Origin of the sequence: Streptomyces cyanogenus (genome assembly GCF_017526105.1) — a bacterium.
GTDB lineage: Bacteria > Actinomycetota > Actinomycetes > Streptomycetales > Streptomycetaceae > Streptomyces > Streptomyces cyanogenus.
Genome location: NZ_CP071839.1, coordinates 779,377 through 796,141, shown reverse-complemented (window position 1 = coordinate 796,141; position 16,765 = coordinate 779,377). Strand labels below are relative to the sequence as shown.

The window sequence follows — 16,765 nt, the reverse complement described above, 5'->3', positions numbered from 1 at the left end:
CCGGTCGCTAGGCTGACCCGCGGACGACGAACCGGGAGGAGCACGGACGTGGCCGAGACCACCACCCAGCAGCACCCGCTCGCGGGCTGGGACAAGCCGGAGCTGGATCTCAGCAAGGCGGAGTGGCAGTCCAGCAGCCGAGGTCTGGGCGATGTCCAGATCGCCTTTGTCGAGGGCTTCATCGCGATGCGCAACAGCGGCCGGCCGGAGAGTCCGTCCCTGATCTTCACCCCGGCCGAGTGGGGTGCCTTCGTCTCCGGCGCGCGGGAGGGCGAGTTCGACCTCACCTGACGCCGCGCCCCGCGGCAGTACCGGATCTCACCTGAACCGGGGGTGTTGCCAACGGATTTCCGGACACGTGACCAGGAGTGCCCTGCCCGGGTCCCGCCTGAGCGAGGCTGGCTCCCGACAAGGGGAAGGTCGTGTTCCGGAGGTGAGGAAGATGAGCGCTGCGCCGGTCGTCGCCGCGGTCGACGGGTCCGCGGACAGCCTGCGTGCCCTGGACTGGGCCGTGGACGCCGCCCGTCGCCGCGCGGCACCGCTGCGGGTGGTGCACGTACGGCAGTACGCCGCCTGGGGCCAGGCCGACGTCCTGGTCGCCGGGCCGCCCGGGGCCGAGGGCGACCCGGTGCTGGACGAGGTGCGCGCCCGGCTCGCGGACCGCGCCGGGCAGCCGGCCGTGGAGTACGTCGCCGTGGAGGGCGTACCGGGTGCCGTTCTGCCCGAACTGGGCAGCGAGGCCCAGCTGTTGGTGCTCGGCTCCCGGGGGCGCGGCGGATTCGCCAGCCTCCTGCTCGGCTCCAACGGTCTCGCCGCCGCCCGGGACGCCGAGTGCCCGGTGGTGGTCGTACCCCGGCCCGGCCGCGAGGTGCACGGGGAGGGGCCCGCCGAGCCCGGGCCCCGGGTGGTCGTCGGCCTGCACGCCGACAGCCCCGACGAGGCCGTCCTCTCCTTCGCCTTCACCGAGGCCGCCCTGCGCGACGCCAGGCTCCAGGTGATCGCCGCCTACCCGTGGCCGGTCCAGACGTGGTCCGCGCCCGGCCAGCTGGTGCCGCCCGTCGTCGACCAGGACGCCGTGGAGAACGAGACCCGTGCCCTGGCCGAGGGCTTCCTCGCCCCGCACCGGGAGCGCCACCCCGAGGTCCGCACCGACGCCGAGGCGCTGCCCGGCGACGCGGCCGGCCTGCTGGTCGCCGCCTCGAAGGACGCCGACCTGGTCGTGGTCGGCCGGCACCGGCGGCGGCTGCTCGCCCCGGCCCGCATGATGGGCTCGGTCACGCAGGCCGTGCTGCTGCACGCGGCGAGCCCGGTCGCGGTGGTACCGCCGGCCCCGCCGGACGAGTGAGATCCGGCAGCCGGGGGGCGTAGCAGACCGAACGGTGCTCCGCAATCCGTCCGGTGCCGACTGAGGCTCCGACGGCTGTGGGGCACGGCGCCATGGTGCCCGGACACACCCGAACCTATGGTTCCGCCACCCCGGTGCTCCAGGCGCCGCCCGCGCGCGGGAGCGGCCGGGACCGTGTGTCCACCCAAGGAGCCGCCATGTCACTGCCCCCGTTCCGCAGGGCACCCGGAGCACGGCCACGTGCCCGCCTGCTACCCCGCCTGACACCGCGCGTCCTGGCCGTACTCGCCGTCGTCATCGGCACCGCACTCGCCGGCCCCGCACCCGAAGCCCGCGCCGCCGTCACGCTCACCAGGGTGACCGGCTTCGGGTCCGACCCGGGCGCCCTCACCATGTACGTGTACCGCCCGACGGCCCTTCCCGCCCACCCGCCGGTGGTCGTGGCCCTGCACGGCTGCACGCAGAGCGCCCAGGTCTACGCCGACAACTCGGGACTCCCGCAACTCGCCGACCAGGACGGCTTCCTGCTCGTGCTCGCCGAGACCGGCACCGCCAACAACCCGAACAAGTGCTTCAACTGGTTCCAGGCCGCCGACAACCGGCGCGGCCAGGGCGAGGCCCTGTCCGTCCGGCAGATGGTGAGCCACGCCGTCACCGCCTACGGCGCCGACCCGCAGCGCGTCTACGTCACCGGCCTGTCCGCCGGCGGCGCCATGACCGCGGTCATGCTCGCCACCTACCCCGACGTGTTCTCGGCGGGCGCGGTCGTCGCCGGCCTGCCCTACGACTGCACCCGGGACAACAGCCCCTACACCTGCATGAGCCCCGGCGTCGACCGCAGCCCGGCCGACTGGGCCCAACGGGTGCGCGACGCCCACCCGGCGTACACCGGGCCGTGGCCGCGCGCGGCCGTCTGGTACGGCGACCAGGACACCACCGTCGTACCGCGCAACGCCGGCGAACTGCGCGACCAGTGGACCGCACTGCACGGCCTGTCCCAGACGCCCACCAGGACCACCACCATCGGGCCGGACGCCACCCGGCAGGACCAGTACCTGGCCGCCGACGGCACGGTCGCCGTCGAGGTCGACCGGGTCCCGGGCATCGGGCACGGCACCCCGGTCGACCCCGGCACCGGCAGCGAACAGTGCGGGAGCACCGGCGCCCCGTACTTCCTCGACTCGGTCTGCTCCAGCCGCTGGATCGCCCGGTTCTTCGGCCTGGACACCACCGGCCCGGGCGACCCGGACCCGGGTGGCGGCAGCACGGCCTGCTGGACGGCGAGCAACTACGCCCAGGTGCAGGCGGGCCGCGCCACCACCAGCGGCGGCTACACCTATGCCAACGGCTCGCACCAGAACATGGGCCTGTACAACACGTTCGTCACCCACACCCTGAAGGAAGCCCCCACGGGTTACTTCACCGTCGCCGACACCGGCTGCCCCTGACCGTGAGCCGGGGGCACCGAACAGGGCCCCCATGGTGGCCGACGCCCCCTAACGGGCCGTCATCATGGCGGCTCCACACATGTCCGGAACCCCCACACCGCCCCTAACCTCCAGCGCGTCCCCAACCCGCCGGAGGAACCGCATGCTTCCGCACCGCACACCACACCGCGCCCGGCGCACCGCGCTGGGCGCGCTCTCGGTCGCCGCCGTCTGCTCGCTCCTGGCCACCCCGGCCACCGCGGCACCCGCCGGCCCGGGGACACCGGACGCCCACTGCGCCGGCCGCGCCCGGCTGCACGTGCCCGGCGCCGCACACCAGCAGGCCGACTGCCTGGACGAGCTGACCACCGCCGGGACCGTGTCCTCCGGCCACACCGACCCGGCCGACTACGCGGGGCTCACCCCCAAGGACCTGCCCACGCCCACGGGCGCCCCCGGCATCCAGATCGACGGCTACTTCCCGGACACCTCGGCCACCAACACCGACCACGGCTGGCACCACGACTCCCAGTTCGTCATCCGGCTGCCCGACCGCTGGAACGGCGGCCTGGTGGTCACCGGCACCCCGGGCAACCGCGAGCAGTACGCGAACGACCGGGCGATCGCCGACTGGGTGCTCGCCCGCGGCTACGCCTACGCCGCCACCGACAAGGGCAACACGGGCACGGCCTTCCACCGCGACGGCCACCGGCCCGGCGACGCCATCGCCGAATGGAACGCCCGCCTCACCCAGCTCACCCGTGCCGCCCGCACGGTCGTCACCCAGCGCTACCACCGGCCCCCCGCCCGCACCCTCGCCACCGGCATGTCCAACGGCGGCTACCTGGTGCGCTGGCAGTTGGAACACCATCCCGAGCTGTACGACGGCGGAGTCGACTGGGAGGGCACCCTCTGGCGCTCGGACGGCCCCAACCTGCTCACCTTCCTGCCGGCCGCCCTGCGCCACTACCCCGCCTACGCCGCCGGCGGATCCGGAGCCGCCGAGGCCGCGGCGGCCCTGCACCGGGCCGGCTTCCCGGCCGGCTCCGAGTTCCTGTGGCCCTACCACCACCAGGTCTACTGGGACCTCACCCAGCGCATCTACCGCGAGGAGGTCGACCCCGGCTACGACGGCGCCACCGAGGCCGGCACCCCGTACTGCGCCTCCGGCACCCCCGCCTGCGACGCCGACTACGACTACGCGGCCCGGCCCGCCGCCGTCCACCGGGCGGTCGACCGCATCGCCCTGACCGGACGCATCGGCAAACCCCTGATCACCCTCCAGGGCACCCTCGACGTGCTGCTGCCGATCGGCCGGGACGCCGACGTCTACGCCCGTATGATCCGCGAGGCCGGCCGCGGCTCCCTGCTGCGCTACTACCGCATCGAGGACGGCACCCACACCGACTCCCTGGCCGACGCCTTCCCCGACCGGCTCCGCCCGATGGTGCCCTGCCACCGTTCGGCCTTCGAGGCCCTGGAACGCTGGATCGCGGGGCACGGCGCCCCACCGCCCGACCGCACGGTCCCGCGCCCGCCCGACGCGGCCCCGGCCACGTTGCTGACCAGCTGCCCCTTGAGCTACGGCCCGGGAACCCGGCGGAACGACCAGCCACAACCGACCCACCGATGATCGCGCACCCCGTCACGGCACTTCCGTCGTAGCCCACGTACCATGGCCGCATGTCGTTCCTCCGCCGCCGCAGCGCGACCCCTGCCGGACCCGACTTCGACGTGCTGGCCATGGACCCGGGCGACTGGCCGGGCAACCTCGGCGCGGGCCTGCTCCCCGCCCCCGACGGCACCTGCCAGGGCGTCTTCCTGCGCTACGACCTGTTCGGCGGACGCGGCCCCGCCATGATCATCGGCAACCTCCCGGAAGGCTCCCCCGCCCGTGAGGTCGCCGAGGGAGAGATCCCGTTCGAGGTGGGCCAGCTGCTCCTGGCACTGGAGAACGACGAGGAGGTCACCGTCGTCGGCGTCGAGGACACCCCGGTGCTCCAGGGCGACAACCTGCTCATCGTGCGCCGGCTGAAGCTCTCCGAGAGCCGGATCTCCTGCGTCCAGTTCGACCGCAGCGACGGCGTCCTGGTGACCATCGCCGCCTGGGACCGCCCCATCACCGACGACCTGTACGCCCTGCTGAAGCCGCTCCCGGCGGAGCTTTTCCAGCAGGGCTGAGGCACCCGAGGCACCTGAGGCCGGGCTAGCGGGCGGCTGCCTCGAGCGTCACGTCCGCGGCCCGGACGAACGCGACCCGGTGGCCGTACTGGATCTCGTAGTACAGGTCCTCGCCCACCACGACCCGGTGCGAGTCGGGGGTGAAGGTGACCGCGTAGTAGTACTCGCCCGGCACCTCGTCACCCACCACGTACTTCTGCCCGGCCGGAATCGTGTAGGGCAGCGGCACCACCGACTGGGCGGGCACGTCCACCGGGTAGGCCTCCTTCTCCGGATAGGCCCGGCCGTACACCGGGACGCTCGCCAGGCCGTCCCGCGGCCTCACCACGAGCCCCTTCGCCGGTACGGCCGCCGGGTCCTTCAGCGGGTTCCGGAACCAGGCCTTCTGGCCCAGGTACCAGATGGCCGTCCAGTCGCCCCAGCGGTCGGCCACCGCGTAGCTCTGGCCGGTGGACACCCGCGAGGACAGATCGTTCACCCCGTCCGTCGGCTCGGTCTTCAGACCGATGTCCCTGACCAGCGGGGCGGTCACGTCGTGGTCCGTGTACAGCCGCACCTCGCTGGAACCGTGCTCCGTGCACGGCTCGCCCCTGGTGGTGCAGCCGGTGTACACGGGCCGGTTCGAGTCGTAGTCCGGCAGGATCGTCACCACGCCCGAGCGCGGTCCCGCCGTGCGCCGCAAAGGCTGCCCCAGCAGCCGGAAGTAGTGCCGCCAGTCCCAGTACGGCCCCGGGTCCGTGTGCATCCCCGGGATGGTGGAGGCGGTCGGCCCGGGCACGTTGTCGTGGCCCAGGATGTGCTGCCGGTCCAGCGGGATGCCGTACGTCCGGGCCAGGTACCGCACCAGCCGCGCCGAGGACCGGTACATCGCCTCCGTGTACCAGGCGTCCGGCGCGGCGAGGAAGCCCTCGTGTTCGATGCCGATCGACTTGGCGTTCACGTACCAGTTACCCGCGTGCCAGGCCACGTCCTTGGCCTTGACGTGCTGGGCGATCAGACCGTCGGTGGACCGAATCGTGTAGTTCCACGACACATAAGTGGGGTCCTGGATCAGCTTCATGACCCCGTCCCAGGCGCCCTCCGTGTCATGGATGACGATGTACCTGATGCTCTGCGAGGCCGGACGGTCGCCGAGGTCGTGGTTGCCGTAGTCGTCACCCCCGAACTCCGCGTAGGGCGCCGGGACCGACTCGCACGACACCGACCTCGGGCACTCGGTGCCGTCCGTCGGCAGCGTGCGCAGACCGGCCCTGCGCAGCTGGGCGGTGTCGGCGGTCAGCCCCGGCTGGGCGGCCAGGGTCACCAGCTGGCCGTCGTCCGTGGTGCGCTCCTCACCCGTGCGCAGCACGTCGTACACGTCGTCGGCGTACGCGGCGGCCGTCGCGTGGTCGTCGGCGCCGGAGAACCGCGCCACCGCCGCGTACCACCGCGCCGGGTCGGCGCTGAACGGCTCGCCCAGCTCCTTCTGCGCGGCGGCGAGCAGAGCGGCACCGCCGGCCACGTTCGCCGCCGGGTCGGTGCGCAGCTCCTCGGCCGGGAGGCCGGTCAGCTCCGCGGCCTTCGGCAGCGTCCTCAGACGGGCCGGGACCGCCGACCCGGCCGGCGCCTCGGCGGCGGGGTGCAGCGCGGCACGGGCGGTGTCCCCGCGGGCGTCCTCCGTTGCGTGCGCGAAGTGCTCCGCGCCGGCGATCGCGGTCCGGGCGTCGGTGAGGTGCATCGGGCCGTAGCCACCGGTCACACTCGGCGCGCCGGCGTGCCGGTCCCAGCGGGACTGGAGGTAGGAGACGGCCAGCAGCACGCTCTGCGGCACGTGGTAGTCGGCCGCCGCCGTGGCGAACGCCTGTTGGAGCCGGTGCGTGGCCGCATCCGTGGCGGTGGGAGCCGGGGCCGCCCCGAGCAGGGGCAGCAGCAGGGCCGCGGAGGCGAGCGGGACGGCGCACCGCCGCAGACGTCTGTGACCGGGTGTGGATGTGGGGTCGGTGGCGGATCCTCGCAATGCGGCCTCCAGTGACGGGCGGAGCGTGGCGGGGCGTGCGGCGCCAGAGCTGGGTCAGTGGTACCGGCTTGCCGACGATCCGTCAATAATGCCGTGAGCCAGACGACTTCCCACGTCACGGAGGGTTTCCGGCGAGTTTCGCGGCGGCGGTGCCCGGGCCTGCGGGGCGTCACTGGCGTACACCAGTGGCCCTCACCGTCCCGGCACACACGAAGGTCCGCGGTGCGCCGCCGCTCAGGGCGCACCGCGGAGCCGTCGTCCCCGTCAGCGAGTGCCGACCGCCGCACGGACGGCCCTGCGGGCCATCTGGCAGTCGTCGTGCAGCCGCCTGAGCAGTAGGCGCTGTTCCTCGCCGGACGGCGCAGCACCCGGGTGGGCCGTACCCGGTGCCGCCGGGGCCACCTCGTGCATCGAACGCTGCACGGCCGTTTCGTACGTACGGATCTCCCGGGTCAGCAGCAGCATCAGGTTGACCAGGAAGGCGTCCCGGGAAGCCGGGCCCGCCGACTGGGCGATCTGGCTGATCTGCCGCCGGGCCACCGGAGCGTCCCCGAGAACCAGCCACAGCGTCGCCAGGTCGTACCCCGGCAGGTACCAGCCCGCGTGCTCCCAGTCCACCAGCACTGGACCGGCCGGGGACAGCAGGAGGTTCGAGAGCAGGGCATCGCCGTGGCAGAACTGGAGCATGCCGTGCCGGCCCACCTCGTGCGCGATGCCGTGCAGCAGCTTCTGCAGGTCGCCGAGGTCCCGGTCGGTGAGTAGGCCCAGTTCGTGGTACCGGGAGATCCGGGCCGCGTAGTCCAGCGGCATGTCGAACGTGCCCGCCGGGGGCCGCCAGGCGTTCACCCGGCAGATCGCGCCGAGCGCGGCCCGGATGTCCGCGCGGGGCGGCGCCTCCACCGGATGCCGCTGCAACGCCGCGGTCCGGCCGGGCATCCGTTCGATCACCAGCGTGCAGTTGTCCGGGTCCGCCGCGATCAGCCTCGGCACCCGGACCGGCGGCCGGTGCCGGACGAACGAGCGGTATGCGGCTATTTCCTGGCGGCTCCGCTCCACCCAGGCGGGCGAGTGGTCCAGGAGACACTTCGCGACGGCCGTGCTGCGCCCCGTCGTCCCCACGAGGAGGACGGACCGTCCGCTGCGCCGCAGGACCTGCACCGGGGCGAACTCCGGACAGATCCGGTGCACCGCGGCGAGCGCGGTGCGCAGCTGCGCTCCCTGGGGGCCGGACAGGTCGAGTCTCCCGCTGAGCGGTTGGGTCCCGGGCTGCCCCGGGATCCGCCGGGGCCGGCCCGCACCCAGCACGGGACTCCCCGGACGCGCCGCCGGATCGAGGTACGGCCCGCCGCCCGCCGGGCGGGGTCGCAGCGGCCGGGGCGGGGCGGACACGGAGGACGATGCTGCGTACATGGGAGATACAGATCCCTTCGTGTGCCTGCAGTGCCTGCCTGTGCGTCTCACGCGCAACCCGGCCCGGCCGCCCGGGCACACCCTGGGGAATGTGCCCGGCATATGCCGTCGAGTGCCGTCACGCGCCCTCGCACGGAGGGCGGCGACCGGGTCGGGGTGGCGCGTTCCTACCTGACACCCGATGGCCAGTGGCACACCATCTGGCGGACCCTGGCGAACCCTGGCGAATAGTCGCCCGGCAACCTCCACCGGGCTACTGTCAACTCAGCCGAGAACCTGGGGGCTTACGTGAGCGGACAACCCAACACCCGACTGGCGGACCTGTTCGGCCTGGCCGGCTGGTCGAAGGGCGAACTCGCGAGACTGGTCAACCGGCAGGCGGCGGCCATGGGCCACCCCCAGCTGTCGACCGACACCTCCCGGGTGCGGCGGTGGATCGACACGGGAGAGATCCCGCGCGATCCGGTACCGCGGGTGCTGGCGGCTCTGTTCACCGAGCGTCTCGGCCGTGTCGTGACCATCGAGGACCTCGGTCTGGTGCGGCACGGGCGTGCGGGAAGACGGCAGGTCGACGGGATCGAGGAACATCCCGAAGGTGTGCCGTGGGCGCCCGAACGGACCGCCGCGGTCCTCACCGAATTCACGGGAATGGACCTCATGCTCAACCGACGCGGCTTGGTGGGCGCGGGTGCCGCGCTCGCCGCGGGATCCACACTCAGCAGCGCCATGTACGAATGGCTGCACACCGACCCGGCCTTGAAGGCCGACGCCCCTGTCCTCGACGACCCCCTGCACGCGGACCCCGCCGGGTTCGACCGCTACGAGGCCGCCCCCATCGGGTCGCAGGAGATCGAGGAACTGGAGCGCTCGGTCGAGGTGTTCCGCGCCTGGGACGCGGCCCGTGGCGGCGGGCTGCAGCGCAAGGCGGTCGTGGGACAGCTCAACGAGGTGGGCGGCATGCTCGCCTACCACCATCCCCCCCATCTCCAGCGGCGCTTGTGGGGCGTCGCCGCCAACCTGGCCGTCCTCGCGGGCTGGATGTCGCACGACGTCGGCCTGGAGCCCACGGCGCAGAAGTACTTCGTCATCGCCGCCCACGCCGCCAGAGAGGGCGGGGACCGCCCGCGCGCCGGTGAGGCGCTGTCCCGGGCGGCCCGGCAGATGGTGCACCTCGGCCGGCCCGACGACGCCCTGGACCTGATGAAGCTCGCCCAGTCCGGCGCCGGCGACCGCCTGCAGCCGCGCACGAAGGCGATGTTCCACACCATCGAGGCCTGGGCGCAGGCCTCGATGGGCAAGGGCCAGGCGATGCGCCGCACGCTCGGGCAGGCGGAGGACCTCTTCGTCTCCGACCGCCAGGACGTGGAACCGCCGGAATGGATGCAGACCTTCAAGGACGAGGACCTGTACGGCATGCAGGCCCTCGCCTACCGCACGCTCGCGGAGTTCGACCCGGGTGCGGCCGCGCACGCGCAGTACTACGCGGAGAAGGCCCTCGCCCTGCGCGTCGACGGCCGGGAGCGGTCGAAGATCTTCGACCATCTCTCCATGGCCTCGGCCTGCTTCATCGCCGACGACCCCGAACAGGCCGACCGCTACGCACGGCTGGCCCTGATGTCGATGGGCTCGAACTCCTCCCGGCGCACCTGGGACCGGCTGCGGCAGATGTACCGGCTGACCGCGGAGTACGCCGGCTACCCGAGGATCCACCAGTTGCGGGAGGAGATCAGGCTCGCCCTGCCCAAGCCGAGGGGCAGGGGAGACGGCAGCAGCGCACAGGCGTAGGGGGCCTGTGCGCCGCCCGACCCGACGGGTCGGTCACGTCATGCGGTGACCTTGGCGACGAGCACGCACGCGTCGTCCTCGCGTCCCGCTCCGCCGAACTCCTCCACGACCGTTCGCACACAGTCCTGCGCGGTGCGCGCCGCGCCGAACCGTGGGGCGAGGTCGAGCAGCCGGTCCGCAACCGCTGTCCTGCTGTGGCCCGACATCAGCCCGTCGGTGTGCAGGAGGAGCACGTCGCCCGGTTCCAGGGTGACGACGGACTGTCCGTAGACGGCGCCTGAGGAGGCGCCGAGGAGGACGCCGTCCGGTGCGTTCAGCAGGCACCCCGTCCCGTCGCGGTACAGCAGCGGGGCGGGGTGTCCGGCCTGCGCCCAGACCAGCGTGCGGGTCTCGGGCCGGTAGCGGCAGCAGACGGCGCTGCCGAGGGCGGGCTGCACGGTGGTGTCGAGTAACTGGTTGAGCAGGGTGAGCAGGGGGCCCGGTTCCGTGCCGGCCAGCGCCATGCCGCGTACGGCGCCGAGCAGCGTCGCCATGCCGGAGGCGACGGACACGCCCTGCCCGGTGAGGTCGCCCACGCTCAGCAGGGTCTGGCCGTCGGACAGTTCCAGCGCGTCGTACCAGTCGCCGCCGATCAGGGTGGGGCTCGCGGCCGGCAGGCGATGGGCCGCCAGGTCCAAGGTCACCGGTCCCTGGTGCGGGAGCCGCAGGGAGCCGCGCCATGGCGGTAGCACGGCTTCCTGCAGCTCTGCCGCGATCCGGTGCTCGGTCTGCTCCCGCCGGCGTTCGCGGTGCAGCGAGTCACGGGTCTCGCGCACCGTCAGCCGGCTGTCGCGCAGTGCGCTGACGTCGCGCAGCACGGCCCACATGGAGGTCGTGCCGCCGTCGGCGCCGAGCACGGGTTCGCCCATCATGTGCACGGTCCGCACGGAGGAGTCGGGCCGTACGACGCGGAACTCGCCGTCGATCGGTTTGGCGTCGACCAGGCAGTCCGTCACCATCGCGGTCAGTTTCGGCCGGTCCTCCTCCAGGACCAGGCTGGGCAGTTCGTCCAGGGTGAGGGCGGGGCGGGCCGGGTCGAGGCCGAGGATCCGGTACAGCTCTCCGGACCAGGTGGCCTCGTCGGTCAGCAGGTTCCACTCGGCGCTGCCGACGCGGCTGAGCAGCGAACCACCCGGGGCGGCGGCCGGGGCGGGCCGGCCGGCGGGCGGCTCGGCGGACTCGGCCGGGGCGGGGGAGGGGCCGTCCCGCAGCTGCGCCAAGTGGGCGTCCAGATCGTCCAGTTGGTGCAGGGCGAGGTCGTACAGGGCCCGCTGCCAGCGTTCCTGGGGGTCCGAGACGTCGCTCCGGGTGTCCCGCCGTACGGCGTCCACGTCACCCTTGAGCCGCCGCGCCTGCGTTATCAGCGCTTCGACCGAGCCGCGGCCGGGCGGGTGGGCGGCTGGGCGGTCCGCGGAGACTGGGGACGGCATGACGCACTCCGATGGGGACGGGACGGCGGGGACGACGGGGGACCGCTACGACTGTGGCACAGCCCGCGACGCGCTGTAAGGGATTTGGCAACACACGATACGGTGGTGCTTCCGGCATATGCCAGAGTCTTGCCGGAGTGATCCGAGGGTACGAAAGACGTACGCGCCCGGGTGCTCAAGTCGTAGGGACCGTACGTGAGTTGACGCAAGCGAGCCCCTCCCGTCCGGCACTCAAGCGCCTGTTCGACGCTTCTTTGTTCCATGGTGCCGTGGAGCGGCCGGTACCTGCCGAACTCTGACCGGAATTGGCGGCATGCGACAGGGGCGCGCCGACTCCTTAAGGGCATGGACATCACCGTCGAACAGCTCGCCGAAGCCCGGCTCATCACCGCCGACGACCGGGAGGTCCGGGTGCCGGCCACCCTGCGCTACACCGCCGACGACCCCCTCGCCGTGTTCGTCGACTTCCCGGCCCACGCCGCGCTGCACGGCGAGGAGGTGACCTGGACCTTCGCGCGGACCCTGCTCGACCAGGGGCTGCGGGCCCCCGCCGGCCACGGGGACGTGCAGATATGGCCGTACGGCCGGACCCGGACGGTCCTGGAGTTCCACTCGCCGCACGGCATGGCACTGCTGCTGTTCCAGGCCTCCGCGCTGCGGAGCTTCCTGGTACGCACGTACGAGGTGGTGGCGAGCGGACAGGAGGACGTGGCGGACGTGGTGGAGCGGGGGCTGAGCGCGCTGTTCGGCGGGGTGTGACGGCGCACCGGGGACGGACCGGCGCAGGCGCGGCAGGCCCGTGCTCTCCCGCGCGACGACCGACTCGGTTTCCCCGGGGTGAGGCTCGGCGTCACCGTCCGGCGTACAGGGCCGGCCGCGGGGCCAGGTCCACGGCCACCCGGCCGCCGGTCTCCAGCGCCCGGACCCCCGCCTCGGCGACCACGGACGCCGCGTAGCCGTCCCAGACGTCCGGGCCGGTGACCTCGCCGCGCCGGGTCGCGTCGACCCAGGCCTGCACCTCGCGGTCGTAGGCGTCGGCGAAGCGGACGAGGTAGTCCCGGGCCACCTCCTCGCGGGCGCCGCCCCGGGTGGTGACCACCATGGTGTGCTCGTCCCCGATCCGGGCGCTGCCCGCCTCGCACACGGCCTCGCAGCGCACCTGGTAGCCGAAGCCGCAGTTCACGAAGACCTCCACGTCGACCAGGGCGCCGCGCTCGGTCTCGAACAGCACGAACTGCGGGTCGAGCAGCCCCTGGGGCGCGCCCGCGGACGGGGCGGGCCGCAGCACGGTGACCGCCGTCAGTTCCTGCCCGAGCAGCCAGCGGGCCGCGTCGATCTCGTGCGAGACCGAGCTGTTGATCAGCATCGCGCTGGTGAAGCCGGCGGGGGAGGAGACGTTGCGGTGCGTGCAGTGCAGCATCAGGGGCCGGCCCAGACCGCCCCCGTCCAGCAGGGCCTTCAGGCGCCGGTACCCGGCGTCGTAGCGGCGCATGAAGCCGATCTGTGCCAGCCGGCGGCCGATGCCCGCCTCGGCCTCCACGACCCGCAGGGCGCCGGTGGAGTCCGGCACCATGGGCTTCTCGCACAGCACCGGAAGCCGGCGGGCGAAGGCGGTGAGCAGCGCCTCCTCGTGCGCGGGGCCGGGTGAGGCGATGAGGACGGCCGCCACGCCGGGTGCGTCGAGCGCGGCCACCGGATCGGTGTGCACGGTGACCCCGTCGAGACCGGCCACGGCCGCCTCGGCCCGTGCGCGGTCGGGGTCGGCCACCGCCGCGACCCTGGCTCCGCTGACCACTTGGTCGAGACGACGTATGTGATCGGCACCCATGTGTCCGGCACCCAGTACCGCCACACCCAGCAGGTCACCCATGCGTGCGCTCCCTTACGCGACGATCACGCCGTAGCGTACGCCGAGGCAAGAGAGCGCTCACCGACGGCCGGCCTGGGGCTTCAGCGGTGCCCTGCCAGTGCCTTTCCCGTGTCCTCTCCGGTCAGTACCGCAGCACTCCGGCGATGCCGTCGGCGTCACCGAGTGTGCCGTCGGGCACGAAGCGGACCTCGGCACCGGTCTCCAGGCACTGCTCGACGATCTCGTCCACGATGTCGTCGCGGGCGTCCCGGTCACCGGGTTCGGCCGGTACCAGGTGCTCGCCCAGATCGCGGACGGTGGCCCGGAAGTTCTCCTCCACGGCCAGCAGCCGCACCCGGCCCTCGCGGGCGCTCTGCCACAGCTCGTCCAGCCCGGCCGCGTAGGTCCGGTGGCCGCGGGCCGAGGTCAGCTCCCGGACCACGGCCGTGGTGTCCTTGCGGGCCTCCGCCTCCAGCACCGGCCGCAGCGCCTGCCAGACGGCCTCGGGACCGGCGTGCGCGAGGCCGCCGTGCGGGACGTGGACGGCGGACTTGGCGACGGTGCCGACCTCGTCCAGCAGGGACAGCGCGGCCTGCTCGCCGGTGACGTACAGCGGCCGGGGCTGCTCGCGCATGACCGTGCTCATGGCGGTGTCCGTCTCGCGCAGGAACTGGCGGGTGCCCTCGTCGCTGAAGGTGCTCGGCAGCCCGCCCGTGCGCATCTGGCGCTCGGGGTCGAAGTTCTCCTGCCGGCGCTCCAGCGGGAAGCCGCCCGAGCGGTCCTGCACGACACGCTCCTCGCCGCCGCTCCAGAGCGTGACGCGGTCGGCGGAGACCGACAGCACCCAGAAGCGCCGCTCGGCGGCCTGCGCGGCCACCAGGTTGCGTGTGAGGAAGGTGTCGGACAGCACCACCCGCTCGGGGACGGTGCGCGCCAGGGACCACACCCGGTGCTCGCCGGGAGCGGCGAAGATGACCAGGCCGTCCTCGGCATGCGTCAGGTCCACTTCCGCCAGAGCCCGGTCGAGCTGCGCGACGACCTCGTTGCGTCGCTCACGGGTGACGGCGGGATCGGCCTCCAGGCGACGACGGGCCTCGGTGACCACGTTGCGCAGCCGGACGGGATCCTGGCCGTTCTCGGGTTCCCGGCGGTGCGTCGGGGTCAGCACGGACACCGCGGGATACGGGCGCGGGCGCCGCAGTTCGGCGAGGGTCGCGGGACTCAGTGCATGCTCCATGACAGCACGATAGGTCCGATTCACAGGTACGGCATTCGGGGTAATCCGGACCGGAGGCCGCCGTGGATCTCCCGGGCGGACAACGGTGACGCGGCGGCCCCGGGCCGGATACCGTACCGGCCGGTAACCGGACCGCATCGCACCCCAGGAGGCATCCATGCCGCAGCTCGAGATCGACGGAGCGGCCCTGACGTACGACGACGAGGGGCCCCGCGACGCGGCGGACGTGCCCGTGGTGTTCGTGCACGGCTGGACCGCCAACCGGCACCGCTGGGACCACCAGACCGCCCACTTCTCCGCACGGCGCCGCGTGATCCGGCTGGACCTGCGCGGGCACGGGGAGAGCACGGGGGCCGGCGTGCCCACCATCGCCCACCTGGCGCGGGACGTCGTGGCACTGCTCGACCACCTCGGGGTGGAGCGGTGCGCGCTGGTGGGCCACTCGATGGGCGGCATGATCGCGCAGACCATCGCCCTCGCCCACCCGGCACGGGTCGAGCGGCTGGTGCTGGTCAACTCCATCGGCCGGATGGCCTACAGCCGCGGCCGGGGCCTGCTGATGGCGGCCTCGACCCTGGTGCCGTTCAAGCTGTTCGTGGCCGCCAACATCCAGCGGGCCTTCGCGCCCGGCTACCCGCGCGAGGAGGTCCGGGCGCACATCCGCGCCTCCGCCGCCACCCCGCGCGAGGTCGTCATGACGCTCTACGGCGCGATGCGGGCCTTCGACGTCCTGGACCGGGCCGGCGAGATCTCCGTACCGACCCTGATGGTGCACGGCTACCACGACGTCCAGCTGCCGGTGCGGCAGATGCTCCGGCTGGCCAAGGCCTACCCCGACGCGGTCGTCCGCATCCTGGACGCGGGACACGAGCTGCCGGTGGAGAAGCCGGCCGAACTGACCGGGGCGCTCGACTCGTTCCTGACCGCGAAGCCGTAACGCGCCGGTTCCTTGAGGAAGTTCTTGGATGCGCATGCTGCTCGGCCGCAAGGACCGGATGAGCAGGGCCGTGGGCCTGGAGGTCCGGGTGCCGTTCTGCGACCACCGGCTGGTCGAGTACGTCTAAAACGCCCCCTGGGTGCTGAAGTCCTTCGACGGCCGGGAGAAGAGCCTGCTGCGGGAGGCGTCGGCGGACGTCCTGCCGCGCTCGGTGTACGAGCGCGTGAAGAGCCCGTACCCGTCCACGCAGGACCCCCGGTACGCCCGCGCCCTCCAGGAGCAGACCAGGGAACTGCTCGCCCGGCCACCCTCCCACCCCGTCTTCGATCTGGTCGACCGGGAACGGGTCCGGGCGGCCGCCGAGCGGGAGGCGCCGGTCGGCGGCCGCCCGGCGCGGTTCTGGAACGCACCCTGGACCCCGCGGGATGGCTGGACCTCTACGCGCCGGAGCTGGTGCTCAGCTGAGCCCGACGGCGCGGTCCGCGGCCGCCGCCGACTTCTGCCACCACGTCGTCACCGGCTCCCAGACCAGGACCCGCCGGCCGGTCCCGAGCTGCCCGGCGGTGAAGGAGCGGCCCCAGTGCGCGGCCGACGCCGCCACGGTGACCGCGTTCACCCGGCGGGCCTCCGGGTCCGCCGGGTCCGCGATGGTCCGTACGTCGGCGTAGGCCGTGCCGCGCGCCCCGAGCCGGTAGGTGCCGGTGCCGCCCTCCGGCACGGGCAGCGCCGCCCCGTCCAGGTCCCCGAAGGTCACCGTGGGCACGCGGTCGACGACGCACGCGCGCGTGCCGTGGTTGGTCACGCTGACCCGCAGCACGGTCGGGTGGCCGGGCACGGCCTTCGCCCGCAGCGTCAGCGACTTCTCGGCGCAGCCGACGGGCCGGCCGTGGCCGGCGGCGGCCTGGCTCTGCGGAGCGGTGAGCAGCACGGCCGCCACGGCGGCGAAGGCGGCGGGTACGGCGATGGTGGCGCGGATGCGCATGACGGTGTCCCCTGTCGCGATGGTGTACGGGATACGGCGGGCCGGAGCGCGCCTTGCCGAGTGGGACGGCCGGGACGGCCGGGAGGTTGCCCCGGTTCGCGGCTGTCACCCGTTTGCGCCGTCTTTGTCACCAGCCGGATGCGTGTT

At 73.3% G+C, this 16,765-nt stretch carries 14 protein-coding genes and 1 pseudogene; 9 read left to right on the top strand and 6 right to left on the bottom strand.

Annotated features, from left to right (window positions below; all coding sequences use genetic code 11):
* The first annotated feature begins 48 nt into the window (after positions 1-48).
* The 5 genes from S1361_RS03520 (at position 49) to S1361_RS03500 (ending at position 4,953) form a co-directional block, all read left to right on the top strand.
* The gene (locus tag S1361_RS03520; RefSeq protein WP_208030381.1) at positions 49-291 is read left to right on the top strand and encodes a DUF397 domain-containing protein; all 243 of its coding nucleotides are present in this window, start codon (positions 49-51) and stop codon (positions 289-291) included.
* Between the two features lie 151 nt (positions 292-442).
* Positions 443-1,345 carry a universal stress protein gene (locus tag S1361_RS03515; protein WP_208030380.1) on the top strand — a complete coding sequence of 301 codons (903 nt, stop codon included), beginning with the start codon at positions 443-445 and terminating at the stop codon, positions 1,343-1,345.
* 197 nt (positions 1,346-1,542) lie between these two features.
* Positions 1,543-2,793 (top strand): extracellular catalytic domain type 1 short-chain-length polyhydroxyalkanoate depolymerase, encoded by a 1,251-nt coding sequence (locus tag S1361_RS03510; protein WP_208030379.1) that lies wholly within the window; start codon positions 1,543-1,545, stop codon positions 2,791-2,793.
* Between the two features lie 142 nt (positions 2,794-2,935).
* A complete protein-coding gene (locus S1361_RS03505; protein ID WP_208030378.1) occupies positions 2,936-4,405 on the top strand; it encodes a 3-hydroxybutyrate oligomer hydrolase family protein in 1,470 nt (489 codons plus the stop codon).
* A gap of 50 nt (positions 4,406-4,455) precedes the next feature.
* Entirely contained in the window at positions 4,456-4,953 is a 498-nt protein-coding gene (locus S1361_RS03500; protein ID WP_030339601.1) for a glycosyltransferase family protein, read from the top strand.
* 25 nt (positions 4,954-4,978) lie between these two features.
* On the opposite strand, the gene S1361_RS03495 is transcribed toward S1361_RS03500, so the two are convergent.
* A complete protein-coding gene (locus S1361_RS03495) occupies positions 4,979-6,949 on the bottom strand; it encodes an N-acetylmuramoyl-L-alanine amidase (protein ID WP_208030377.1) in 1,971 nt (656 codons plus the stop codon).
* Positions 6,950-7,213: 264 nt separating this feature from the next.
* A complete protein-coding gene (locus S1361_RS03490) occupies positions 7,214-8,359 on the bottom strand; it encodes an aminoglycoside phosphotransferase family protein (protein WP_208030376.1) in 1,146 nt (381 codons plus the stop codon).
* A 288-nt stretch (positions 8,360-8,647) separates the two neighbouring features.
* Here S1361_RS03490 and S1361_RS03485 point away from each other — a divergent pair, with 288 nt between their 5' ends.
* The gene (locus tag S1361_RS03485) at positions 8,648-10,144 is read left to right on the top strand and encodes a DNA-binding protein NsdB (protein ID WP_208030375.1); all 1,497 of its coding nucleotides are present in this window, start codon (positions 8,648-8,650) and stop codon (positions 10,142-10,144) included.
* 38 nt (positions 10,145-10,182) lie between these two features.
* Here S1361_RS03485 and S1361_RS03480 read toward each other — a convergent pair whose 3' ends face one another.
* A complete protein-coding gene (locus S1361_RS03480; RefSeq protein ID WP_208030374.1) occupies positions 10,183-11,613 on the bottom strand; it encodes a PP2C family protein-serine/threonine phosphatase in 1,431 nt (476 codons plus the stop codon).
* A gap of 345 nt (positions 11,614-11,958) precedes the next feature.
* Here S1361_RS03480 and S1361_RS03475 point away from each other — a divergent pair, with 345 nt between their 5' ends.
* Positions 11,959-12,372, top strand: coding sequence for an SsgA family sporulation/cell division regulator (locus tag S1361_RS03475; protein WP_208030373.1), 414 nt, complete (start codon positions 11,959-11,961; stop codon positions 12,370-12,372).
* Between the two features lie 91 nt (positions 12,373-12,463).
* On the opposite strand, the gene S1361_RS03470 is transcribed toward S1361_RS03475, so the two are convergent.
* Positions 12,464-13,483, bottom strand: coding sequence for a Gfo/Idh/MocA family protein (locus S1361_RS03470; RefSeq protein WP_208030372.1), 1,020 nt, complete (start codon positions 13,481-13,483; stop codon positions 12,464-12,466).
* A gap of 121 nt (positions 13,484-13,604) precedes the next feature.
* Entirely contained in the window at positions 13,605-14,699 is a 1,095-nt protein-coding gene (locus tag S1361_RS03465) for a baeRF3 domain-containing protein (protein ID WP_208030371.1), read from the bottom strand.
* 157 nt (positions 14,700-14,856) lie between these two features.
* On the opposite strand from S1361_RS03465, the gene S1361_RS03460 reads away from it, so the two are divergent.
* Together S1361_RS03460 and S1361_RS03455 are read left to right on the top strand one after the other, a co-directional pair.
* Positions 14,857-15,636 carry an alpha/beta fold hydrolase gene (locus tag S1361_RS03460; protein ID WP_208030370.1) on the top strand — a complete coding sequence of 260 codons (780 nt, stop codon included), beginning with the start codon at positions 14,857-14,859 and terminating at the stop codon, positions 15,634-15,636.
* Between the two features lie 25 nt (positions 15,637-15,661).
* A pseudogene (locus tag S1361_RS03455) lies at positions 15,662-16,101 on the top strand (asparagine synthase-related protein); the annotation flags it as partial.
* Here the strand turns inward: S1361_RS03455 and S1361_RS03450 are convergent.
* Positions 16,094-16,618, bottom strand: coding sequence for a DUF4232 domain-containing protein (locus S1361_RS03450; RefSeq protein WP_208030369.1), 525 nt, complete (start codon positions 16,616-16,618; stop codon positions 16,094-16,096). The pseudogene S1361_RS03455 and the gene S1361_RS03450 overlap by 8 nt on opposite strands.
* Between the last annotated feature and the right edge of the window lie 147 nt (positions 16,619-16,765).